17 protein-coding genes and 1 pseudogene are annotated in these 21,169 nt (G+C 45.8%); 7 read left to right on the top strand and 11 right to left on the bottom strand.

Features of this window, described 5'->3' with window-relative positions:
• Nucleotides 1-37: 37 nt before the first annotated feature.
• Nucleotides 38-1,345 carry a glutamine-hydrolyzing GMP synthase gene (gene guaA / locus DWX33_RS19355; protein WP_005854978.1) on the top strand — a complete coding sequence of 436 codons (1,308 nt, stop codon included), beginning with the start codon at nucleotides 38-40 and terminating at the stop codon, nucleotides 1,343-1,345.
• A gap of 88 nt (nucleotides 1,346-1,433) precedes the next feature.
• Here guaA and DWX33_RS19350 read toward each other — a convergent pair whose 3' ends face one another.
• The 7 genes and pseudogenes from DWX33_RS19350 to DWX33_RS19315 form a co-directional block, all read right to left on the bottom strand.
• The gene (locus tag DWX33_RS19350) at nucleotides 1,434-2,171 is read right to left on the bottom strand and encodes a DUF1080 domain-containing protein (protein WP_057327341.1); all 738 of its coding nucleotides are present in this window, start codon (nucleotides 2,169-2,171) and stop codon (nucleotides 1,434-1,436) included.
• Nucleotides 2,172-2,936: 765 nt separating this feature from the next.
• Nucleotides 2,937-3,635, bottom strand: a complete 699-nt coding sequence (locus DWX33_RS19340; RefSeq protein ID WP_122380893.1) for a 16S rRNA (uracil(1498)-N(3))-methyltransferase — start codon at nucleotides 3,633-3,635, stop codon at nucleotides 2,937-2,939.
• Nucleotides 3,636-3,666: 31 nt separating this feature from the next.
• Nucleotides 3,667-4,983 (bottom strand): NupC/NupG family nucleoside CNT transporter, encoded by a 1,317-nt coding sequence (locus DWX33_RS19335; RefSeq protein WP_057327342.1) that lies wholly within the window; start codon nucleotides 4,981-4,983, stop codon nucleotides 3,667-3,669.
• Nucleotides 4,980-5,621 (bottom strand): bifunctional nuclease family protein, encoded by a 642-nt coding sequence (locus tag DWX33_RS19330; RefSeq protein WP_005854990.1) that lies wholly within the window; start codon nucleotides 5,619-5,621, stop codon nucleotides 4,980-4,982. The genes DWX33_RS19335 and DWX33_RS19330 overlap by 4 nt, the downstream gene beginning before the upstream one ends.
• 72 nt (nucleotides 5,622-5,693) lie before the next feature.
• Nucleotides 5,694-6,300: pseudogene (locus DWX33_RS19325) on the bottom strand (sensor histidine kinase); the annotation flags it as partial.
• Nucleotides 6,301-6,712: 412 nt separating this feature from the next.
• Nucleotides 6,713-7,510, bottom strand: coding sequence for a M48 family metallopeptidase (locus DWX33_RS19320; protein ID WP_008773322.1), 798 nt, complete (start codon nucleotides 7,508-7,510; stop codon nucleotides 6,713-6,715).
• 8 nt (nucleotides 7,511-7,518) lie between these two features.
• Complete coding sequence (locus DWX33_RS19315; RefSeq protein WP_034530440.1) at nucleotides 7,519-8,448, bottom strand: DUF5106 domain-containing protein; 930 nt, start codon at nucleotides 8,446-8,448, stop codon at nucleotides 7,519-7,521.
• A gap of 81 nt (nucleotides 8,449-8,529) precedes the next feature.
• On the opposite strand from DWX33_RS19315, the gene DWX33_RS19310 reads away from it, so the two are divergent.
• The 6 genes from DWX33_RS19310 to DWX33_RS19285 all read left to right on the top strand — a co-directional run bounded on the left by DWX33_RS19310 (nucleotide 8,530) and on the right by DWX33_RS19285 (nucleotide 17,136).
• Nucleotides 8,530-9,417 (top strand): LysR family transcriptional regulator, encoded by an 888-nt coding sequence (locus DWX33_RS19310; protein WP_008773321.1) that lies wholly within the window; start codon nucleotides 8,530-8,532, stop codon nucleotides 9,415-9,417.
• A 109-nt stretch (nucleotides 9,418-9,526) separates the two neighbouring features.
• A complete protein-coding gene (locus DWX33_RS19305; protein ID WP_036618021.1) occupies nucleotides 9,527-10,582 on the top strand; it encodes a YeiH family protein in 1,056 nt (351 codons plus the stop codon).
• Nucleotides 10,583-10,668: 86 nt separating this feature from the next.
• Nucleotides 10,669-13,014, top strand: a complete 2,346-nt coding sequence (locus DWX33_RS19300) for a transglycosylase domain-containing protein (RefSeq protein WP_005865028.1) — start codon at nucleotides 10,669-10,671, stop codon at nucleotides 13,012-13,014.
• Between the two features lie 230 nt (nucleotides 13,015-13,244).
• Nucleotides 13,245-14,810, top strand: coding sequence for a glycerol-3-phosphate dehydrogenase/oxidase (locus tag DWX33_RS19295; protein ID WP_122380892.1), 1,566 nt, complete (start codon nucleotides 13,245-13,247; stop codon nucleotides 14,808-14,810).
• Between the two features lie 32 nt (nucleotides 14,811-14,842).
• Complete coding sequence (glpK, locus tag DWX33_RS19290) at nucleotides 14,843-16,342, top strand: glycerol kinase GlpK (RefSeq protein ID WP_008773317.1); 1,500 nt, start codon at nucleotides 14,843-14,845, stop codon at nucleotides 16,340-16,342.
• 56 nt (nucleotides 16,343-16,398) lie between these two features.
• Nucleotides 16,399-17,136, top strand: a complete 738-nt coding sequence (locus tag DWX33_RS19285; RefSeq protein WP_005855011.1) for an MIP/aquaporin family protein — start codon at nucleotides 16,399-16,401, stop codon at nucleotides 17,134-17,136.
• On the opposite strand, the gene DWX33_RS19280 is transcribed toward DWX33_RS19285, so the two are convergent.
• The 4 genes from DWX33_RS19280 to DWX33_RS19265 are packed head-to-tail and all read right to left on the bottom strand — an operon-like array spanning nucleotide 17,102 to nucleotide 21,164.
• Nucleotides 17,102-17,581 carry a HyaD/HybD family hydrogenase maturation endopeptidase gene (locus tag DWX33_RS19280; protein WP_005865036.1) on the bottom strand — a complete coding sequence of 160 codons (480 nt, stop codon included), beginning with the start codon at nucleotides 17,579-17,581 and terminating at the stop codon, nucleotides 17,102-17,104. The two genes, DWX33_RS19285 and DWX33_RS19280, sit on opposite strands and share 35 nt — an antisense overlap.
• Nucleotides 17,578-18,315: a Ni/Fe-hydrogenase, b-type cytochrome subunit gene (gene cybH, locus DWX33_RS19275; protein ID WP_005865039.1), complete on the bottom strand. Its 738-nt coding sequence runs from the start codon at nucleotides 18,313-18,315 to the stop codon at nucleotides 17,578-17,580. The genes DWX33_RS19280 and cybH overlap by 4 nt, the downstream gene beginning before the upstream one ends.
• A gap of 14 nt (nucleotides 18,316-18,329) precedes the next feature.
• Nucleotides 18,330-20,051, bottom strand: a complete 1,722-nt coding sequence (locus tag DWX33_RS19270; protein WP_087346854.1) for a nickel-dependent hydrogenase large subunit — start codon at nucleotides 20,049-20,051, stop codon at nucleotides 18,330-18,332.
• 15 nt (nucleotides 20,052-20,066) lie between these two features.
• Nucleotides 20,067-21,164, bottom strand: coding sequence for a hydrogenase small subunit (locus DWX33_RS19265; protein ID WP_005865043.1), 1,098 nt, complete (start codon nucleotides 21,162-21,164; stop codon nucleotides 20,067-20,069).
• Nucleotides 21,165-21,169 lie beyond the last annotated feature (5 nt).

Raw genomic sequence — 21,169 nt, 5'->3', positions numbered from 1 at the left:
ATAACAAAGTGTAAAATCAATAAAATTTAAAAGTCACATGAAGCAAGATATGATTGTTATCTTGGATTTAGGTAGTCATGAGAATACGGTGTTGGCTCGTGCTATTCGTGCGTTAGGCGTTTATAGTGAGATTTATCCGCATGACATCACGGTTGAGGAATTAAAAGCCTTGCCAAACGTGAAAGGTATCATTATCAATGGTGGCCCAAACAATGTTATCGACGGTGTAGCTATCGACGTGAATCCGGGTATTTACGAGATGGGCACTCCTGTAATGGCCGCAGGTCACGATAAGGCGTTGTGCGAGGTTAAATTGCCGGAGTTTACGGATGATGTCGAGGCGATCAAGGGCGCTGTCAAGTCTTTCGTGTTCGATACTTGCAAGGCTGAGGCAAACTGGAATATGACGAATTTTGTCAATGACCAGATTGAATTGGTAAAGCGTCAGGTAGGGGATAAGAAAGTTCTGCTGGCCTTGTCTGGAGGTGTCGATAGCTCTGTAGTAGCCGCTTTGCTTTTGAAAGCGATCGGCGATAAATTGGTTTGCGTGCATGTGAATCATGGTTTGATGCGTAAGGGCGAGTCCGAGGATGTCGTTGAGGTCTTCAAGAACCAGTTGAATGCCAATTTGGTGTATGTAGACGCTACAGATCGTTTCTTGAACAAGCTAGCTGACGTGGAAGATCCGGAGCAAAAGCGTAAGATTATCGGTGGTGAGTTTATCCGTGTATTTGAGGAAGAAGCTCGCAAATTAGATGGAATCGATTTCTTGGCTCAAGGAACGATCTATCCGGATATCGTGGAGAGTGGAACGAAGACGGCTAAGATGGTGAAATCCCATCATAACGTAGGCGGTCTGCCGGAAGATTTGCAATTTGAGTTGGTTGAGCCTTTGCGTCAATTATTCAAGGACGAGGTTCGTGCTTGTGGCGTAGAGTTAGGTTTGCCTTATGACATGGTTTATCGCCAGCCGTTCCCCGGACCGGGTTTGGGCGTACGTTGCTTGGGCGCTATCACTCGTGATAGACTGGAAGCGGTACGTGAGTCGGATGCGATCTTACGGGAGGAGTTCAAGAACGCCGGATTGGATAAAAAGGTATGGCAATACTTTACGGTAGTACCCGACTTTAAGTCGGTTGGCGTACGTGATAACGCCCGTTCTTTCGAATGGCCCGTGATTATCCGTGCCGTCAATACGGTAGATGCCATGACCGCTACGATCGAACCGGTTGACTGGCCTATCTTGATGAAGATTACGGATCGTATCTTGAAAGAGGTGAAGAACGTGAATCGTGTATGCTACGATATGTCTCCGAAACCGAATGCGACAATTGAGTGGGAGTAATTAGGCTTACTTATTAAACAGATATAAAAAGGCCCGGTGATTTATCTGAATCCCGGGCTTTTTATTTATATACGATAGATTCGAAGAACTATTTTAGTTCACGGATCTTGATATTACGGAACCATATAGGATAGCCATGATCTTGCAGACCTATATAACCTTCTTTAGAGATACCTTCGGTAAAACCCGGGAAGTTCTTGAATTTACTGTTAGCTACCAGATCATCCCACTCTTTGCTCCATAAAGTGTACTCAACTACTTTTTTGCCATTTTGAGTATGCGTTACTTTTCCATCTTTTACACGGATTACGATCGTATTCCACTCGCCGGCAGGATTAACTGTTTTCGGATCTGCGGGAAGCATGTCATATAGAGAACCTGCTAGGTGGTTCGCTAATTTGTTGTCGGTTGCGTCCACGTTATCTAGTACCTGTACTTCGGGAGCCGCATAATAAATAGGTTTGCCGGGTACTTCGCGTACATAATAGAAGATACCGGAGTTGCCCATCTTGCTGGCTTTCCAGTCTACCGAAAGCTCGAAGTTTTTGAACTTTTTGTTCTGGTAAAGGATATCGCCATTAGCGCCTTGTCCCGGTTTCTTGCCTTCGCCGGTAAATACTTTCATTGCATTGTCTTCTATAACCCAGTTCGCGGGCATAGCGGTTCCGTTACATTGACGCCATCCTGAGAAGTCTTTTCCGTTGAATAATAATTCCCAGCCAGCTTTTTTCTCCTTCTTAGTCAATGTATTCGGAGTTTGAGCGATACAGGGGATAGCCATAGCTATGGCTGAAAGAATCAAGAATGATTTGAACAAATTTTTCATGTTACTTAAATTGTTATTAGATTAGATTTGTTAATATCATTACAAATGTAGCAATTTGCTTAATAACCCTTATGAGGATTAACGTATTTTTAATGGAAATAGGATTATTCTATATTAGTGTCATCTTCAATACCCTTTAGAAAGTCGGATAAAGAGATATTTAATGCTCTGGTTATTTTAATTAAGGTTCCGATTTTGATATCTTGTTTGGCTTGTTCTAATATAAAAATATTGACGTCGGATCTGAACATCAGTTCACGTTGTGACATACTACGTTCCTTGCGTAAAGATTTTATCCTTTGCACAATACGTTGTATTATTATTTTGTCACTCTCGTTTATCATAAATAGAGTAACAAAGTATGTGAAGATTTTTATGTAAATAGCTATAGTATATTATAGCATAGGTCTGTTTTTTTCGTATATTTGCGGTGGCTATTGATCAAATATGCTGATCTGCGTTCATGTTTTTGTTGTATTCATTAAAATTGATAATTGCAATTGCAACGCATTTGCTTGTTTAGTTAAGGTGGTTTTCATTTGTGACAAGCAGTAAAGACATCCTGTCAGTGATTGATCGGATGTTTTTTTGACTGCTGGAGAGTGACGTTTTTATAAGCCATCCCGTACTTCTGTCTGTAAACAAGACAGAATATGGGGATAGATTGACAAACTGTTAAAACGAATCCGAATAACAGACAGGGCATCTGCGATCAATAATCAAGTTACGATTACCCTCCGGTAATGTGAGGCATCTTACCGGACTCTATTGATTTAACACATGAATCGTATGGCAAGCCACTAGCGCAGCCGTTTCCGTACGCAGCCGGCTCTCTCCTAAAGAGATCGGCTCGAAGCCCTTCTCTTGAGCCAGCTTGATTTCTTCCGGGCTAAAATCACCTTCCGGTCCGATGAGGATTAAGGCATTCTCTCCCGGCTGATACGTATGTTTTAATAGTGGCTTCTCGCCTTCCTCGCAATGGGCGATAAACTTACGCCCGTCAAAGGGAGTGGCGACAAACTTCTTGAAATCTGTCATTCCTTCTAACGCTGGCAAAGTCGCTTTCTGGGATTGCTTCATGGCACTGACCAATATCTTCTCCAATCGAATCGGCTTGATCTCTTTACGCTCTGAGAAACGACAATTCAAACAGGTGATCGCATTGATCCCTATTTCCGTCGCTTTCTCCACGAACCACTCCATCCGGTCCATGTTTTTGGTAGGAGCTATGGCTATATGGAGATTGAAGTTCCAGAGATCGGGTTGTTTCCAACTCTCTAAGAGGGTCACCTCACAATGTTTGGGATGCGCCCGGCTAATAGCCGCTTTATAAAAAGAGCCTTGCCCATCCGTCAATACTATCTCATCGCCTTCACCTAGACGAAGTACCCGTATACAATGTCCTGCTTCTTCTTCCGGTAATTCCGGCTTGATAGCTATATCTGGTGTATAAAAAATCTGCATGACCATCTAATTTTCAATTCTCAATTCTCAATTACCCAAGGATCATACCAATTATAGTAGCCGATAGCACAGAGACCAGGGCTCCGCCGATCATGGCCGGTACGCCGATACGTGAAATTAATCCTCGTTTTTCCGGGGCTAATACGCCCAATCCGCCTAATAAGATACCGATAGACGATATATTAGCGAATCCGCAAAGGATATAAGTAGACATCAAGATCGATTTCTCATACATGAATAATCCGGCATCTTTCCATTGCTGCAATTGGAAATAGGCGACAAATTCGTTCAATATGGTCTTTTGTCCCAATAAAGAACCAACTAACATGATGTCTTGGCTGGGAACCCCGATCAACCACATGAAAGGAGAGGTGATTACACCCAGTATAAACTGGAAGGTCAAGCCCTGCGCCTTACCGTCCGTAATCTTTACAATCCAGTCGTTCAGTCCGGTATAACGCCCTATCACACCTTCCGTAATATAATTCGCTAACGCTACAAGGGATATGAATACCAATAACATCGCGGCAATATTCGTCATCAACTTTACGCCGGTAACCGTACCCGATGAGATGGCATCTAGAATATTCGAGTTCTCTTTTTCCTTGCCGGAGATAGCTACATGGTCCGTGGCTTCTTCCGTCTGCGGACAAAGCATTTTCGCTAAAACGATTGAACCCGGTACTGCCATTACGGAAGCCGAGAGCAAGTGAGTGGCGAATAAAACCTTCGCCGCCGGGTCTGTTCCTCCCAACATACCTATGTAAGTACCCATTACGGAACCGGCGATCGTACCCATTCCGGATACCATGACCAAAAATATCTCCGAACGATTCATCGTCGGCAGGTAATTCTTGATCAACACAGGAGATTCTGTCATTCCCATAAAAATATTACCGGCGGCCACTAATCCCTCCGAGCCGGATATATTCATGAATTTACGCAATACCCACGCAAAGGCACCGACTACTTTCTGGATAATCCCCCAATAGTAAAACATGGAAACCAAGGCGGAGAAGAAAATAACAATCGGTAGCGAATGAAGCAAGAAACTGAATCCTGCCGCTTTAGAGGCATACGGGCCTAATAAGAAAGTAAGACCGGCATCCGTGAAGTCCATCAACTTAACAAATATCTTGCCACATCCTTCCAATAGGCTTCCGACGAACGGCACATATAAAACCGCCAAGGCGAATACGATCTGCATGAACAAACCTCCACCAACTAATTTCCAATCGATCCGTTTACGGTCATAACTCATCGCATAGGCGATACCTAAAATCGTAATGATCCCAAGCAGACCTCTTAAAAGTGAGACCAGTCCGAATCCTCCTTGTTCTCCAATCATTTGTTTGTGTCCTCCTCTTCTTCTCGACGGCGCAACTCGTCTTTATACATTTTTGCGTATTCGTAATTTTCGTCCGCTATAGCGTCTTCCAATCGCTCGTTTATTTCTTGGATATCCAATAGGCTTAACCATTTCTTTAACTGGGCTTCGTCCTTAATCTCATCCGGTTCTAATTCTAATAAATTGTCATCCTCCTCCGGTTCGTCAGCGGGGATGGACAGGGTGTCTTCCAGTACGACACCGCATTCCTTTACAATCTCCTCGGAAGTAAAGATGTCGCAATTTACGCGAAGCGCTATGGCAATCGCGTCGGAAGTACGAGAGTCCAGCTTTATCGAGCGCTCACCGTCGCTAAACTCTAATTCTGAGTAAAACACACCATCTTCGAATTTGTATATGTAGACTTCCTTAAGAATGACGTTGAAGGCTTGCGCAAAAGTGGCGAATAAGTCGTGTGTTAATGGACGAGGAGGTACGATATGCTCCAAAGCGATCGCTATAGACTGTGCTTCAGCGGTTCCTACGATGATTGGAATTCGCCGTGGACCATTTTCCTCTGCCAAAATTAACGCATAGGCCCCGGATTGAATTTGGCTGTTCGCTAATCCTTGAACCCTTAATTTTATTCTTGTACTCACAGATCTGAAATTTAAAATTGTATACAAAAGCAAAAGTAATATTATTTTCGGGATTATCGCGAATAAATGTGATTAATCACTTTCAGTGTGTTTGGGGTTAAGGGGAAGGATAATGGAAAAACGGCTTCCTTTTCCTATTTCGGACTCTACGGCGATATACCCATCGAAACGTTCGGCTATCACTTTGCAAATGGATAGTCCCAAGCCGGTACCTTTGGCGAATTCATCCAGTTTCGTGAAACGATTGAAAACGGCGTCTTGCTTTTCTTTCGGGATACCAATGCCGGTATCTTCTACGAAAATATGTACATGCCGCTCTTCCTCTCGGTATTCATAACCAATCAATATATATCCCTTTTGCGTGAATTTAATAGCGTTGCTAAGAAAGTTGGTAATCACTTGTGTCAACCTGCATACGAAGTTCTACGTTCTCCGGCATTAAAACTTGGAAAGTCTGGTAAATCGTGCTTATTAATTCATTTAGAGAATATTGCTGGAAAGAGAATGACATACGGCCCGATTCGATACGGGAAAGATCTAAGATATCATTGATAAGGTTCAATAACAGATCGCTGTTCGTATTGATTAACTCGGTAAAGTTTTCCCGTTCTGCCTTACTGAGCTCGATGTCTGTGTTCATAAGATTCGAGAATCCGACAATAGCGTTCAATGGAGTCCGGTTTATCGAATGTTCGTTTCAGCGTTTCATTAAAAATCGGGTAGGTATCTTTCTTTTGCTCAAAAGAATGGATAAGCACAACTTTCTTTTCTTCTTTTTCTTGGCAACCTAAGGCTAACAAAGAAACAAGAAATATGGGTATTGCGAGAACTAGATATTTATGTGTGTGTTTCATGACTCTCAATAGATAGATCTTTCGCAAAGGTAGAAGTTTTTTTGATTATCAAAGCAAAAAAATGGTCATCCGTCACGGACGACCAATCTTCATTGCTAACCTTAAAATCTAATACCATGAAAAACACGGTGCAAATATATAGTATTTTATGTTGTACAGCATGATTTCGTGGCGCAAATCCTTGATACGTTAGCTTTATTTTAATAATAGTCCGTCCTGCTAAAGGACCGTTAACAGTTATTGCTTGCTTTTCACGTACTCATCGGCCTTCTCTTTTACCCGATCGGCACGTTTTTGAGTCTCGGGATGGCTTGAGAACATCTGCATAAACTTGGACGATTTAGCTTCTGACTCACTTAGTTGTAACAATTTATTTAATGAGTTAGACATTCCGTACGGATCTCGCCCGTTATCTATACAAAACTGGAAACCGAATTCGTCCGCCTCATACTCTTGTTTCTGGGAATATTGAGCGCCGGCCAAGGCCTGTGCCATGTCTCCCAGTTGAGAGTCGGTCAGTTTGGATACGGTTCCACTTACGGCTCCGGCGGCGTTTTTAGCGGCGGAGGTCAAGTAAGCGTTTTTCATGGCGTCTTTAGAGTCGGAATGAACGACGTGCCCGATCTCATGACCGATAACGGCGAATACCTCGTCATCGTCCATGATTTTCATCAATCCGCCACATACGCGTACACTTCCGTCTCCACAGGCGAAAGCGTTTACATCTACTACATTATATACTTTAAAGTTTAAGTCTAGGCCGGAAACTTTCTTTACATTGGCGGTCAAGCGTTCCAAGCGTTGTCCCATTTCCGTATCCGGACCTGCTACCTCGTTATGAGTGTCCATCCATTGGATGTACTCTTTTGCCATTTTGGCTACATCCTCGTCGGATAGAGTAGCGGCATGCGCTACATCAGTCGCGGCATTAATCACTTTTTTCGTATTAATGGTCTTGCCGCCAATCTTGAATTGGGCGGAAACCGTTAGGCTCACTCCTGCTAAGAAAGCCAAGGACAATAAGATTTTTTTCATGTTTTAAATTAGTTAGTTGTTTGTGATAAATAATTTTCGATCTGTTGAAAAGTAGCGTCTTTCAACAATACTTTTTTCTCTTTGTTTAATAGATATAATGTGGGTATCGCTTTTAAGTCGTAGATCTCGTCGTTTTTAAGCGAAACACTTTTGTCGTATGAGTTGATCCAATCTTTAGGCATGACGGAAACATGCTCTTTCCATGCGTCCAGATCCTCGTCCGGATAAACGGCTAAGATCTTTAGTTTGTTGCTTTTTGAAAATTCATTGATCAAGAAGGACGATTCCATTTGTCTGGTTATTTCTTGACAAGCATGGCAGTCCGGATTATAGAAAAATAATAATAGATAATCCGCTTTTATATTGTATAATTTCCCGGTTTTTCCGTTCGCTAATGTGTACGTGAAATCGGTCGCAGGCGTCCCGATTCTGTTTTTTAATGCGAGCTCTAGCAAATGGGCGGGACGTATCTTTTCCACATCGCTTAATGACGAGGATTCGGTAAGATATTCCAATACTGCTATATACATTTCCTCATTCCTTAGGGGGGAATTCGGGTCGTATAGATATTTCTCCATCATCTCGGAAAAGTACTGAAACATGGCACTGTCTTGTTCTGTTTGTTTCATCATCGCTTTTACGGAAGAAGACATAGCTGCAGGCGAGACATAGTTCATCAAATCTATATAGTTGGATAATGCCTGCTCGGTCACTTGAGGTTCATGGATATAGGTCGTATCCTTGAAGTCGAATTTATCCCAATAATGTTTCACTAAATATTCGGCCCTTTCCACTGGGTCCGTGATTAAGGTGGGGACCGAGACCATTTCAAAGGTGGGTGGCGCTACATTGGATTCCTCCGTTTTTTGATTGCGTTGACCACTGCATGCGTTGACGGTCAACGTCAACAATAAAACATATAGATATTTCATATTCATTCATATATTTATGTTTCAATCCACAAATATATAGTATTTTTTTTATCTTTGTTAAATTAAAACAGCAAAAGGTAGAATATCATGGATTTTCGATTAAAAGTATTTCATAGCGTAGCTTGTAACTTAAGCTTCACGAAAGCGTCCCGGGAATTGTTCATTAGCCAACCCGCTATTAGCAAGCATATCCATGAGTTGGAGGTTCAGTATAAGACGCCTCTCTTTGAACGAACAGGTAGCCAGATCCGTTTAACTCGTGCGGGCGAGTTGTTGTTTTCGCATACCCATTCCTTATTGGCTTCGTATCGTCAATTGGATTTCGAGATGAATCTGTTGACAAATAATTTTCTGGGGGATTTACATTTAGGTGCCAGTACGACAATATCCCAATATGTTCTTCCGCCCGTGCTTGCTTTATTCATTAAGATGTTTCCGGATATACATGTATCTGTATTGAATGGGAATAGCCGGGATATAGAGTTGGCTTTGCGAGATGGAAAAATAACGTTAGGATTGGTGGAAGGGACTACCCGTCAAAATACGATGCATTATATACCTTTTATGAAGGATGAGTTAGTGGTTGTCACTCATGTAGGGTCTAAGTTGGCTGCTTATGACGAACTGACGTTGGAACAACTTTGTGCTTTGCCCGTAGTACTTCGTGAAAATGGCTCCGGTACGCTTGAGGTCTTGGAGGGGACCTTGGCAAAACACCAGATCAAACTGTCGCAATTGAACGTATTATTGCAGCTAGGTAGTACGGAGAGTATCAAATTATTCTTGGAAAATTCCGATGCTTTGGGAATTCTTTCTATTCGGGCGGTGACACGTGAGCTGATGGCTGGACGTTTGAAAGTGATAGATATTGAGGGTTTTAAGGCCGAACGGACTTTCTCCTTTGTGGAGCCGCAGGGACAGAACAGCGGTATGGAAGAAAGTTTCATGCGTTTTGCCAGTCAACATTGGCAATAACTTTAGGTTATTCGCTATAAAAACTTGTGAAGTAAGGGATCGGATGAAAATATGTACTTTCGCGAACGAAATCAAATAATGATATGTTGTACTAAATAAATCAATAATTATGTTTAGCGAAAAACGAGGTAACGTATTACATGGTGTCTTGCTGATAGCCCTTTTCTCTTGTTCCGCATTCTATATCGCGGAGTTCCAGTTTGTTAAACAAATGTCATTCAGTCCGCTGATTGTCGGCATTATTTTAGGTATGTTGTACGCCAACAGCCTGAGAAACCATTTGCCGGAGACGTGGGTTCCGGGTATCCTGTTTTGTACTAAGCAAGTGCTTCGTGCGGGTATCGTACTATATGGGTTTAAGCTGACCTTCCAGAGCGTGATTGCGATCGGCCTTCCGGCAATCCTGATCGATATGGTGATCGTGGTGCTTACCATCTTGATCGGTGTTTGGGTGGGGCGATTGATGAAAATGGATAAAGACCTTGCTTTACTGACCGCCACGGGTAGCGCTATTTGCGGGGCTGCCGCGGTATTGGGCGCTGAACCGGTCGTGAAGTGCGAGGCTCATAAGACGGCGGTTGCCGTATCGACAGTCGTGATTTTCGGTACGCTTTCTATGTTTATTTATCCGGTGATGTACCGTGCGGGTATTCTTGATTTAGACCCGGAGCAAATGGGACTTTATACGGGTGCGACCTTGCATGAGGTAGCTCATGTGGTAGGAGCCGGTAACGCTATGGGAAAGGAAATTTCGGATGCGGCTATTATCGTGAAAATGATTCGTGTGATGATGTTAGCTCCTGTGCTAGTAGTCATGAGTTTCATGTTGGCTCGAACCGCTGTGAAGTCCGTTGTTAACGGGGGGAGGAATGGCGGAGGCGTTGCCCCTTCTCGTGGTAAGATCACTATTCCTTGGTTTGCGTTTGGTTTCTTGGCCGTGATTGGTTTCAATTCGCTCGACTTGCTTCCTCATGCGGTTGTAGATGGGATCAATCAGGTAGATACATTCATGCTGACAATGGCCATGACTGCTCTTGGTACGGAGACTAGTATCGAGAAATTTAAGAAAGCTGGCGCTAAGCCCTTTGTTTTGGCCACTATTTTATATGTTTGGTTACTAGCTGGTGGTTATTTGTTGGCGAAATATGTGCCTCAACTTGCATAAGATCGTATTTTCCTCTATTTTTGTGATCTTAAATAGGTCGTTGTGGATAAGATGAGTCTTTTATCCATACCGTGAAATATAAAAAGATGGCATCAAAGATTACAAAAGGTATCCTTATTTCTTGTTGGATAGTATACCTCGCTATATTAGGGGCGGTGGTAATGGTGTTTATGGCGATAGCGAATGGTTCAATTGGTTATATGCCTCCGGTGGAACAATTGGAGAACCCGATTGATAAATATGCTTCCCAAGTTATCTCCTCGGACGGAAAGGCGTTGGGAGCCTATGCGCATAGCAAAGACAATCGTATTTACGTGAATTATGAGGATCTTTCGCCGGATTTGGTGAAAGCCTTGATCGCTACCGAGGATATCCGGTTCGCCGAACATAGCGGTATCGATGCGCAGGGTTTGTTTCGTGCCATCGTGAAGCGAGGTATCTTGATGCAAAAAAGCGGTGGTGGCGGTAGTACCATTACCCAGCAATTAGCGAAGCAATTATTCTCGCCGAGTGCCGATAATATGATGGAACGTCTTTTCCAGAAACCGATCGAATGGGTGATCGCGGTTCAATTGGAACGTTATTACACAAAGGAAGAGATTATAAATATGTATCTGAATAAGTTTGACTTCTTGTACAATGCCGTGGGAATCCAATCCGCGTCTCGTGTGTATTTCGGGAAGACCCCTAAAACCTTGAAGATCGAGGAAGCCGCCACGTTGGTAGGCATGTGCAAGAACCCTTCTTATTTCAATCCGGTTCGCCATAACAAGCGTACCATCGGCCGTCGTAATACGGTTTTGGAGCAGATGGAAAAGGCCGGGTACATAACCAAGGCGGAATGTGATTCGTTGAAGGCTTTACCCTTGGTCGTACATTTTACCCGTATGGACCATAAAGACGGTTTGGCTCCTTACTTCCGTGAATACCTTCGTCTGACAATGACCGCGAAGAAACCGGAGCGTAAGGATTACGCCTCTTGGCAATCTCAGAAATTCAGTGAGGACTCATTATCTTGGGCGACGAATCCATTATATGGATGGTGTAACAAAAATAAAAAAGCCGACGGAGAATACTATAATCTTTATACGGATGGCTTGAAAATCTATACGAGCATCGATTCCCGTATGCAGAAATATGCGGAAGACGCTGTCCGCGAGCATATGAGTAAAGATCTTCAACCGGCTTTCTTCCGGGAAAAGAAGGGACGTAGCTATGCTCCGTTCTCAAGAGACGTAAGTGTCGGTCAAGTAGACACGATGTTGATGCGTGCGATGCACCAGACAGATCGCTATCGGGCGATGAAAAAGAGTGGAATGGCTGAGGCCGATATGCGCGAGGAGTTTGAGAAGCCTGTCGATATGCGTGTGTTTAGTTGGGATGGTCCGATCGATACGATCATGTCTCCCTTGGATTCGATTCGTTATCATAAGAGTTTCTTGCGTACGGCGTTTATGTCGATGGACCCTCGCACCGGGCAGGTCAAGGCTTATGTAGGTGGTATTGACTATAATGACTTCCAATATGATATGGTGAATGGCGGTCGCCGTCAGATCGGTTCTACCATGAAACCGTTCCTTTATTCGTTGGCGATGATCGAGGGGATCAGTCCTTGCGACCAGATGCTACATGTGCAGCAGCAGTTGATGGACGAGAACGGTCGTTTGTGGGTTCCCCGTAACGCCAGCGCGAAGCGAATCGGCGAGATGGTTACGATCAAGTGGGGATTACAGAACTCGGATAACTGGGTAACCGCTTATCTGATGAGCCAGCTCTCACCTTATACGTTTGTTCGTTTGCTTCATTCTTTCGGTTTGAAGAATCATATCGATCCGGTTATCTCGGTCTGTCTGGGTACTCCGGATGTATCGGTGGGTGAGATGGTCGGGGCCTATACGGTATTTGCCAACAAGGGCATCCGGGTAGAACCTTTATTCGTGACCCGTATAGAAGATTCATATGGAAATACAATCGCGAACTTTACCCCACAGATGAGTGAGGTGCTGACGGAAGATGCTTCCTATAAGATGCTACATATGTTGAAAAGCGTAATCGACGGTGGTACCGGAGGACGTGTACGTTTCCGCTACGGTATCAAGGCGGAGATGGGTGGTAAGACCGGAACGACCCAGAATAACTCCGACGGTTGGTTCATGGGATTTACGCCTAGCTTGGTTTCCGGCTGCTGGGTAGGCGGCGAGGACCGTTCCATCCATTTCGACCGCTTGGCGGAAGGGCAGGGAGCGAGTATGGCGTTACCGATTTACGCCCTTTATATGCAAAAGGTTTATAAAGATAAAACGTTAGGCTACTCGGAAGACGAGACTTTCGAGATCCCCGAGAAATACGCGAACCCATGTAGCGAAGGAGGGGAGGAAGATAGCCCCACGACCCCACCGGATACGGGAGGTATCGATAAGATGTTTGAGTGATAATAATCAGACTATTACAGTTTTTTTAAATTCCCCGTAAGGAAAACTTTTGTTTCCCTATAGCAAAACAAAAGTTTCTTCAGCAGGAAACTTTTGTTTCTTCCAATAGAAACTGCAGTTATCTTTATGGAAAACAGAAAGCGCTACTGATCCTTTTTCCCAAATCCTTTGTTATACTAAGAATTAATGGTTAGATTTGTAACTGTTAATCTTAAGAAAGGAGGAGCTATATGGACCGTAGTAAAATGATTTCTCAGTTGGAAGACCCGTCTGAAGTCTTTGATTTTCTTGTGATCGGAGGAGGGGCTACCGGCATAGGTATCGCTCTGGATGCTTCGACAAGAGGATATAGAGTCGCCTTATTCGAACAATCGGACTTTACGAAAGGAACTTCCAGCCGTAGTACGAAGTTGGTCCATGGCGGTGTCCGTTATTTGGCGCAAGGAGATATCTCCTTGGTTCTGGAAGCCTTGCGCGAACGAGGCCTGCTACGCCAGAACGCTCCCCATTTGGTAAAAGATCAAACCTTCTTAATCCCTTGTTATCGTTGGTGGGAAGGCCCGTTTTATACGATAGGCCTGATCCTATATGATGTGATGGCCGGAAAATTAGGTCTGGGACGTTCGGTTTGTATCGGTCCGAAACGGGCGCTCCGTACCATTCCGATGCTTCGTTCGAAAGGGATGACCGCCGGGGTGCTTTATCATGACGGCCAGTTCGATGATTCCCGTCTTGCGATTAATATGGTCCGCAGCTCTATCGACGCTGGCGCTTGTATCTTGAACTACGCGAAAGTCATAGGGCTTCTGAAGGACGACGACCGCAAAGTATCCGGCGTTACGGTTCGAGATGAGGAGACCGGTACGGTTTATCAAGTAAGATCCCGTTGCGTGATCAACGCTACCGGTGTCTTCGCCGATGAGATCTTGCAAATGGACGAGCCGGGTAAACGCCCGACCGTTCGCCCCAGCCAAGGAGTCCATTTGGTATTGGATTCCTCTTTCTTGCAAAGTGATTGCGCCATTATGATTCCTAAGACATCGGATGGACGTGTGTTGTTCGCCGTACCTTGGCATGATAAAGTCGTGGTAGGGACAACGGATACCTTGATGGAATCGCCGGAAAAAGAGCCGGTAGCCTTAGAGAAAGAAATCCAATTTATACTCGATACGGCCGCTAATTATTTGACCCGGCCACCCAAGCGAAGCGATGTCTTATCCGTGTTCGCGGGGCTTCGTCCGCTCGCCGCTCCCAGTAGCGAAGGTAAAAAGACAAAAGAGATATCACGTAGCCATAAATTGATCCGGGAGAAATCCGGCTTGATCACCATTATCGGAGGCAAATGGACAACCTACCGGAAAATGGCTCAAGATACCCTAGACCTAGCGATACGTTACATGCATATTCCTACAAAAGACTGTATTACCGAGCGTTACCAAATCCATGGTAGCCGGAAGAATCCGGATTTCTCCGATCCTTTATACGTATATGGTACGGATGCCGACGAAATCCGTAACTTAGTGGCCTCTTCCCCCGCCATGGCGGAGAAGTTGCATCCGGACTATGCCTATACGGTAGGAGAGGTAACTTGGCTGGTCCGTAATGAGATGCCTCGTACTTTGGAGGATGTATTGGCACGCCGTTTGCGTATCTTATTCTTAGACGCACGGGCAGCGATGGCGATGGCTCCTAAAGTAGCGGGGATTCTGGCTACGGAATGGGGGAAGGACGAGACTTGGACCTCTGCTCAGGTAAAGGCGTTTAATGAGGTTGCCTCGAATTATATACTGAATTGACAAATTGATAAACGATACTAATATAGAAGGATATGAATTTTCGAAATAAATATGTGTTGGCGATCGATCAGGGAACCACTAGCTCCCGGGCTATCCTGTTTAATCATCAAGGAACTATTATTACGTTGGCTCAGAAGCCATTCCAACAGTATTTCCCGAAACCGGGCTGGGTAGAGCACGACCCGAATGAGATTTGGTACACCCAATCGTCTGTCATCAAGGAGGCGATGGCAAAAGCGGATGTCACGGATAGCCATATCGCCTGTATCGGAATCGCTAACCAACGGGAGACTACCATCATCTGGGACCGGGAGACTGGCTTTCCCGTATACAATGCGATCGTATGGCAGGATCGCCGTACGGCGGATTATTGCGAGGAACTTAAATCGCAAGGTTGGGCGGAACGTATTCAGCAGAAGACCGGATTGGTGATCGACGCTTATTTCTCCGCCACGAAGATAAAATGGATATTGGATAACGTAAAGGGTATCCGGGAGCGTGCGGAGCGGGGAGAGCTATGCTTCGGTACGGTAGATACTTGGCTGGTTTGGAAACTTACCCGGGGCGCTCAATTCATTACGGATGTGACGAACGCTTCCCGTACCATGCTTTTCAATATCCGTACTTTGCAATGGGATCAAGAGTTATTGGACTTGTTTACGATACCTGCCTCGATGTTACCGCAAGTGAAAGCCTGTAGCGAGGTTTACTGCGAGACATCAACTCCTATTTTTAAGAAAGGCATCCCGGTATCCGGTATGGCTGGCGACCAACAGGCGGCTCTGTTCGGCCAGCTCTGCGTAGAGGATGGTATGATCAAGACAACCTACGGAACCGGCTGCTTTATGATCCTGAATACCGGCAAGGAACCCGTTCTTTCCCAGAATAACCTATTGACAACGATCGCATGGAAATTAGGGGATCAGACGACCTATGCGCTGGAAGGTAGTGTCTTTGTGGGAGGTGCCGTCGTTCAATGGTTGAGGGATGGGATCGGCTTGATTCCGAATGCCTCGATTACGGAGCAAATGGCGAAATCCGTCAGTGATAATGGGGGTGTTTATTTTGTGCCGGCGTTAACGGGTTTGGGTGCGCCGTATTGGGATCAATACGCACGTGGCGCTATTATCGGGATTACCCGCGGAACTACGGCGGCCCACTTGACCCGTGCGGCTTTGGAGGGCATCTGCTATCAAGTATATGATGTATTGATGGCCATGGAAAACGATATTCACGCCAAGCCGAAAGAGATTCGGGTAGATGGCGGTGCTATCGCTAATAACTTCTTGATGCAATTCCAGTCCGATATCTGCCGCTGTCCGGTCGTACGTCCGAATGTATTGGAGACGACTGCTTTGGGAGCCGCTTATTTGGCGGGCTTGGCGATCGGCTATTGGAAGGATATCGATGAACTGAAAGAACAATGGTGCTTGGATAAGGTCTTTAACCCACAAATGAAAGAGGATACTGCCCGTAAATTATTGAACGAATGGCATAAGGCGGTGGGGCGTTCTCAGAATTGGGCTGAATAATGAAAATCATCTTATAGGCAGATTAACAAGTTAACAAATTCTTAAATTATTATCTTATGTCTCCATTTTTAGCGGAATTATTAGGGACTATGCTCTTGATCCTGATGGGAGGAGGAGTTGTAGCGAATGTCTGTTTGTCGAAAACAAAAGGCAATGGAGCGGGCTGGATAGCGATAACGACCGCTTGGGCTTTAGGCGTATTTATCGGTGTTGTGGTAGCCGGCCCTTATAGTGGCGCACATTTGAATCCGGCGGTATCGATCGGCTTGGCGATCGGAGGGACTTTCCCTTGGTGTGATGTATGTACTTATATAGCCGGGCAAATGATAGGTGCCGCTTTGGGCGCTTTATTGGTCTGGCTGGTTTATAAGGATCACTTCAACGCTACGGATGATCCGGATGCGGAATTAGGCGTATTCTGTACGAGTCCTGCTATCAAAGATTATCCAATTAATTTCTTAGGTGAGATGATCGGTACGTTCGCCTTGATGTTTGTCGTATTTTTTATAACGGACGGAGAACTAACCTACGAAAGCAATAGTACCTTGCCGATAGGTTTAGGTTCGGTAGGTGCCATTCCGGTAGCGTTTACGGTCTGGGTAATCGGCCTTTCCTTAGGTGGAACTACCGGTTACGCGATTAACCCTGCCCGTGATTTAGCTCCCCGGTTCATACACTTTATTTTGCCGATCAAGGGAAAAGGCAGCAGCCATTGGGAGTATGCTTGGGTACCTGTTTTAGGGCCGATAGCTGGGGCCGCTATTGCCGGTATGCTCTATTATGTATTGAAATAATCTCTTGTATCATCCGGATCACTTTCGGAACCGCAGCCTTTACCTCGGGTGTCAGATCCATTCCGACCTCGTTGATATTGAGGGCGGAGATGACAATGAGATGGGTTTCCGGGAGATCGTCGGTTAGGATCATGGCGTCGATCATATCTTTTAGACCGATCTCGTGGGCGCTCATGAGCGGGGGAAAGTCGGTGGCGTAACGAGGTTGGATCAGACGGACGGTGCCCGGAGGGTTATTATCCAGCGTGGCGTCGATCATGATGATACGGTCATATCCTTGCAGCCAACTTAATAAATGAAGTCCTCCCGTGCCCCCGTCCATCAAATGGACGTGAGCCGGGAGCTTCTCGTTTTCTAAAGCCTTGATAACGTGTATGCCTACACCTTCGTCTTTCAGCAATAAATTGCCTACTCCTAATACTAATGTTTCCTTCTCCACTTTCATCCTTTTTTAGCGATCTTAGTGATAGTCTCGGCAGTCTCGGTTACCTCTTCCTTGTCCGCTATGTCTTCCTCGATAAACTTCCAGCCACCGATGATGGACGAAGTCTCGCCACGTTGCTCGATATAGTCATGATAAAATACCAGATAAATATGAACGATAGCGAAAAGGATGAAGAACCACATCAGGAAATGATGAATCTGGCGAGCCATCAAGTCCCCGCCCATCAACGGGATGGTCCATGCGAACAATTGTGGGAAGAAAGACTGGCTCATCTTCGCGTACAGGCCGAATCCTGTGATACTTTGTAACAAAAATGCCCAGAAAGTTCCGAAATAAATCAAGCTAGCCAAGGCGTTATGCCCGATACTGTCTACCGGTTTGTTCTTAATCATCAAGATATCTACCTTGATCACCTCCAATACCTCTTTCCATTGGGATTTCTTTAAAGGGATGAAGTTATTCCATCTGGCATAACGATTCCCGACGAATCCCCAATAAAGCCGGAATACGAAATTGAAGAAGAATACGAACGCTGTTACGAAATGGATAAACCGAACCACGCCGAACCAATAGCTGAAATAAGCCTCCGAAGCGGACATGATCGCGGGAGGATCGGCGATGATAAAGCCTGTCACGCAGAGTATGACGATACAGAGCGCGTTCACCCAATGATAGATACGTACGGGCAATTCCCATACATACACTTCCCTTAAACGTTTCTTACGACTCTTCATGGCTCTATCGCTTTTTAGAATGTATCAACTTGGTGCACATATTTTCCTTCCTCGTCATACAGATGCACGGCACAAGCCAGACAAGGATCGAAAGAGTGGATCGTCCGAAGAATCTCTAGGGGTTGCTTCGGATCGTATATCGGCGTACCGATCAAAGCGGATTCGTAGGCGGACAATACGCCGTTCTCATCCCTCGGTGAGGCGTTCCAAGTAGTAGGCACTACCATCTGGTAGTTCTTTACCCGGTTCTTGTCGATCACGATAAAATGGGCTAATGCTCCACGGGGAGCTTCGGCCAATCCTACGCCTTGCTCATGATCGGGCCAGTTCTCCCGTTCCCATTCGGCACTGTTTGCCATCCGGGAATCCCCGTTCTCGAGGTTCTTGATCAATTGGTTGAAAAACTCAAGGGCCCAGTCTGCTGCCATTCTACATTCCAATCCACGAGCGGCGGTGCGTCCTAGGGTAGAGAATAAAGCATCTACCGGCAAGTCGAGCTGACGTAAAGTCTCGTCTACGATACTCTTTTGGGGTTCCTTCCCTGCGGCGTAAGCTACGATCAAACGGGCTAACGGACCCACTTCCATTGGTTCCTGTTTCCACCGTGGCGTCTTGATCCAACTATATTTATCCTCTACGTCCAATAACTTATAGGGGGGACGAGGGCCGGTATATTCCAGATGGGTCTCTCCCTCGTAGGGATGCAAACCGGCTTTGTCTCCTTGCGTGTATTTATACCATGAATGATAAATGTACTCCTTGATTTCTTCCGGGGAGTTAGCGTCTACGGGATGTACCTTGCTAAGGTCACGATCCAAGACGATTCCTCTGGGGATCTTATAACTTTCCACTTCCCCGAGATCGAACACCGGGTAGTCTCCGTAAGACAAATAGTTTCGTACGCCTCCGCCAATCTTACTCCATTTGTCTTTATAGACGTTGGCGATCATCAATAAATCTGGGATATACACTTGATTAATGAAAGTTTTCGCCTCCTCTAGTTTCTGCTTTACCAGAGCGAGTCGATCTGCGTTGATCGCATTGGCCTCATTTAAGTCGATGCTGCAAGGCATACCGCCTACGATATAGTTTGGATGCGGATTCTTGCCCCCGAACACAGCGTGTACCTTGACGACCTCTTTCTGCCATTCCAATGCGTCCAGATAATGGACGGTAGCGATAAGGTTCTGTTCCGGCGTAAGTTTATAGTCCGGATGTCCCCAATACCCATTGGCGAATATACCAAGCTGCCCGCTGGCAACGAACTTCTTTAGCCGTTGTTGTGTGGCGGTGAAATACCCCTCGGTATTCTTTGCCCATGGAGAAAGTTGCTGGGCAAGTAAAGCGGCGGCTTTCGGATCGGCTTTTAAGGCGGATACCACATCTACCCAATCCAATGCATGCAATTGATAGAAATGCACCGTATGGTCATGCATATACAATACGGCTTGCATGATATTACGAACCATACTGGCGTTGGGAGGGATCACGATACCCCGTGCATTCTCGACCGCCCGTACCGAGGCAAGCGAGTGGATGGAAGTACATACGCCGCAAACACGGCCTACGAAAGCCCATACATCCCGGGGATCCCGGTCTTTTACGATATTCTCGATGCCCCGCACCATGGTACCCGAGCTATAGGCGTTCTTGATAGTGCCACCTTCTATTTCAGCCTCTACCCGCAGGTGGCCTTCTATACGGGTAATGGGGTCTATGACAATTCTTTCTGACATGATAGTAGTGTTTTATTAGATCGTAGATTTACTTTCCGGCTCATCATTGTCGATAAGCTCTTTTTTCCGTATGTTAGTCGCTACGGCATGTACGGCGATACCGGCGGCGGTAGCGGCTCCAAGAGCCAGACCGATCTGATCCGCCGTGGCCTCGATACCGAATCCGTGTATATCGGGCATACGTTTATAGAACGGGCTGTTGTCCCAGAAATTCTCCTCGCTGCAACCTAAACAGGGGTGACCGCTTTGGATTGGGTAACTGGTGCCCTCGTTCCATTTGATGATACCGCACGAGTTATAGGTGCTTGGACCTTTGCATCCCACTTTATACAGGCAGTAGCCATGCTTGGCGTTCTCATCGTCGAAGCTCTCCACGAACAAACCGGCGTCGAAATTCGCACGGCGGTAGCACGTATCATGTACCCGGCGTGAGTAGAACATCTTCGGACGGCCCAATCCATCCAATTGTGGCATACGATCGAAGGTCAACATATAGATAATGACACCCGCCATCACGTCGGCGATCGGAGGACAGCCTTGTACATTAATAATAGGTTTACCTTTGATGACTTTATGGATACCTTTAGCGCCGGTAGGATTCGGGTTCGCTGCTTGCACGCAACCGGCGGAAGCGCAGTTGCCCCAAGCGATGATCGCTTTAGCTCCTGCGGCGGCCTCTTCGGTGATCTGCAAGGCACTCTTGCCGCCTACGCAACAATAAGCCTCATCTTTTGTAGGTAACGATCCCTCGATCATCAGCAGATAATTGCCGTAATATTTTTTCATGGTCTCTTCCTTAGCGGCCTCGGCCTGTTCGCCGGCGGCGGCCATCAGCGTCTCGGTATAGTCTAGGGAAATCTTGTCTAACAACAAGGTCGCCACGATCGGGTGGGCGGCACGGATAAACGATTCGGTACAACAGGTACATTCCTGTAGGTGTAGCCAGATGATCGGAAGGCGGGGTTTCGTCTCCAAGGCATTTACTACCTGTGCCACTCCCGAAGCCTCCAATCCCATCAGGGCGGCCATGGTGGTACAGAACTTCAGGAAGTCCCGGCGGGAGATGCCTTTCTGACGGCACTCTTCGTAAACGGACGGTCTTTTATTTTCCATATCTC

The organism is Parabacteroides sp. AF19-14 (genome assembly GCF_003635485.1).
Taxonomy (GTDB): domain Bacteria; phylum Bacteroidota; class Bacteroidia; order Bacteroidales; family Tannerellaceae; genus Parabacteroides; species Parabacteroides distasonis.
This window is presented reverse-complemented; position numbering and strand designations above follow the sequence as displayed.

What these genes read in the sequence shown, in the direction of transcription:
- guaA (WP_005854978.1), top strand. Translation starts at nt 38, where the DNA reads ATGAAGCAAGATATGATTGTTATCTTGGATTTAGGTAGTCATGAGAAT.
- DWX33_RS19350 (WP_057327341.1), bottom strand. Translation starts at nt 2,171, where the DNA reads ATGAAAAATTTGTTCAAATCATTCTTGATTCTTTCAGCCATAGCTATG.
- DWX33_RS19340 (WP_122380893.1), bottom strand. Translation starts at nt 3,635, where the DNA reads ATGCAGATTTTTTATACACCAGATATAGCTATCAAGCCGGAATTACCG.
- DWX33_RS19335 (WP_057327342.1), bottom strand. Translation starts at nt 4,983, where the DNA reads ATGATTGGAGAACAAGGAGGATTCGGACTGGTCTCACTTTTAAGAGGT.
- DWX33_RS19320 (WP_008773322.1), bottom strand. Translation starts at nt 7,510, where the DNA reads ATGAAAAAAATCTTATTGTCCTTGGCTTTCTTAGCAGGAGTGAGCCTA.
- DWX33_RS19315 (WP_034530440.1), bottom strand. Translation starts at nt 8,448, where the DNA reads ATGAATATGAAATATCTATATGTTTTATTGTTGACGTTGACCGTCAAC.
- DWX33_RS19310 (WP_008773321.1), top strand. Translation starts at nt 8,530, where the DNA reads ATGGATTTTCGATTAAAAGTATTTCATAGCGTAGCTTGTAACTTAAGC.
- DWX33_RS19305 (WP_036618021.1), top strand. Translation starts at nt 9,527, where the DNA reads ATGTTTAGCGAAAAACGAGGTAACGTATTACATGGTGTCTTGCTGATA.
- DWX33_RS19300 (WP_005865028.1), top strand. Translation starts at nt 10,669, where the DNA reads ATGGCATCAAAGATTACAAAAGGTATCCTTATTTCTTGTTGGATAGTA.
- DWX33_RS19295 (WP_122380892.1), top strand. Translation starts at nt 13,245, where the DNA reads ATGGACCGTAGTAAAATGATTTCTCAGTTGGAAGACCCGTCTGAAGTC.
- glpK (WP_008773317.1), top strand. Translation starts at nt 14,843, where the DNA reads ATGAATTTTCGAAATAAATATGTGTTGGCGATCGATCAGGGAACCACT.
- DWX33_RS19285 (WP_005855011.1), top strand. Translation starts at nt 16,399, where the DNA reads ATGTCTCCATTTTTAGCGGAATTATTAGGGACTATGCTCTTGATCCTG.
- DWX33_RS19280 (WP_005865036.1), bottom strand. Translation starts at nt 17,581, where the DNA reads ATGAAAGTGGAGAAGGAAACATTAGTATTAGGAGTAGGCAATTTATTG.
- cybH (WP_005865039.1), bottom strand. Translation starts at nt 18,315, where the DNA reads ATGAAGAGTCGTAAGAAACGTTTAAGGGAAGTGTATGTATGGGAATTG.
- DWX33_RS19270 (WP_087346854.1), bottom strand. Translation starts at nt 20,051, where the DNA reads ATGTCAGAAAGAATTGTCATAGACCCCATTACCCGTATAGAAGGCCAC.
- DWX33_RS19265 (WP_005865043.1), bottom strand. Translation starts at nt 21,164, where the DNA reads ATGGAAAATAAAAGACCGTCCGTTTACGAAGAGTGCCGTCAGAAAGGC.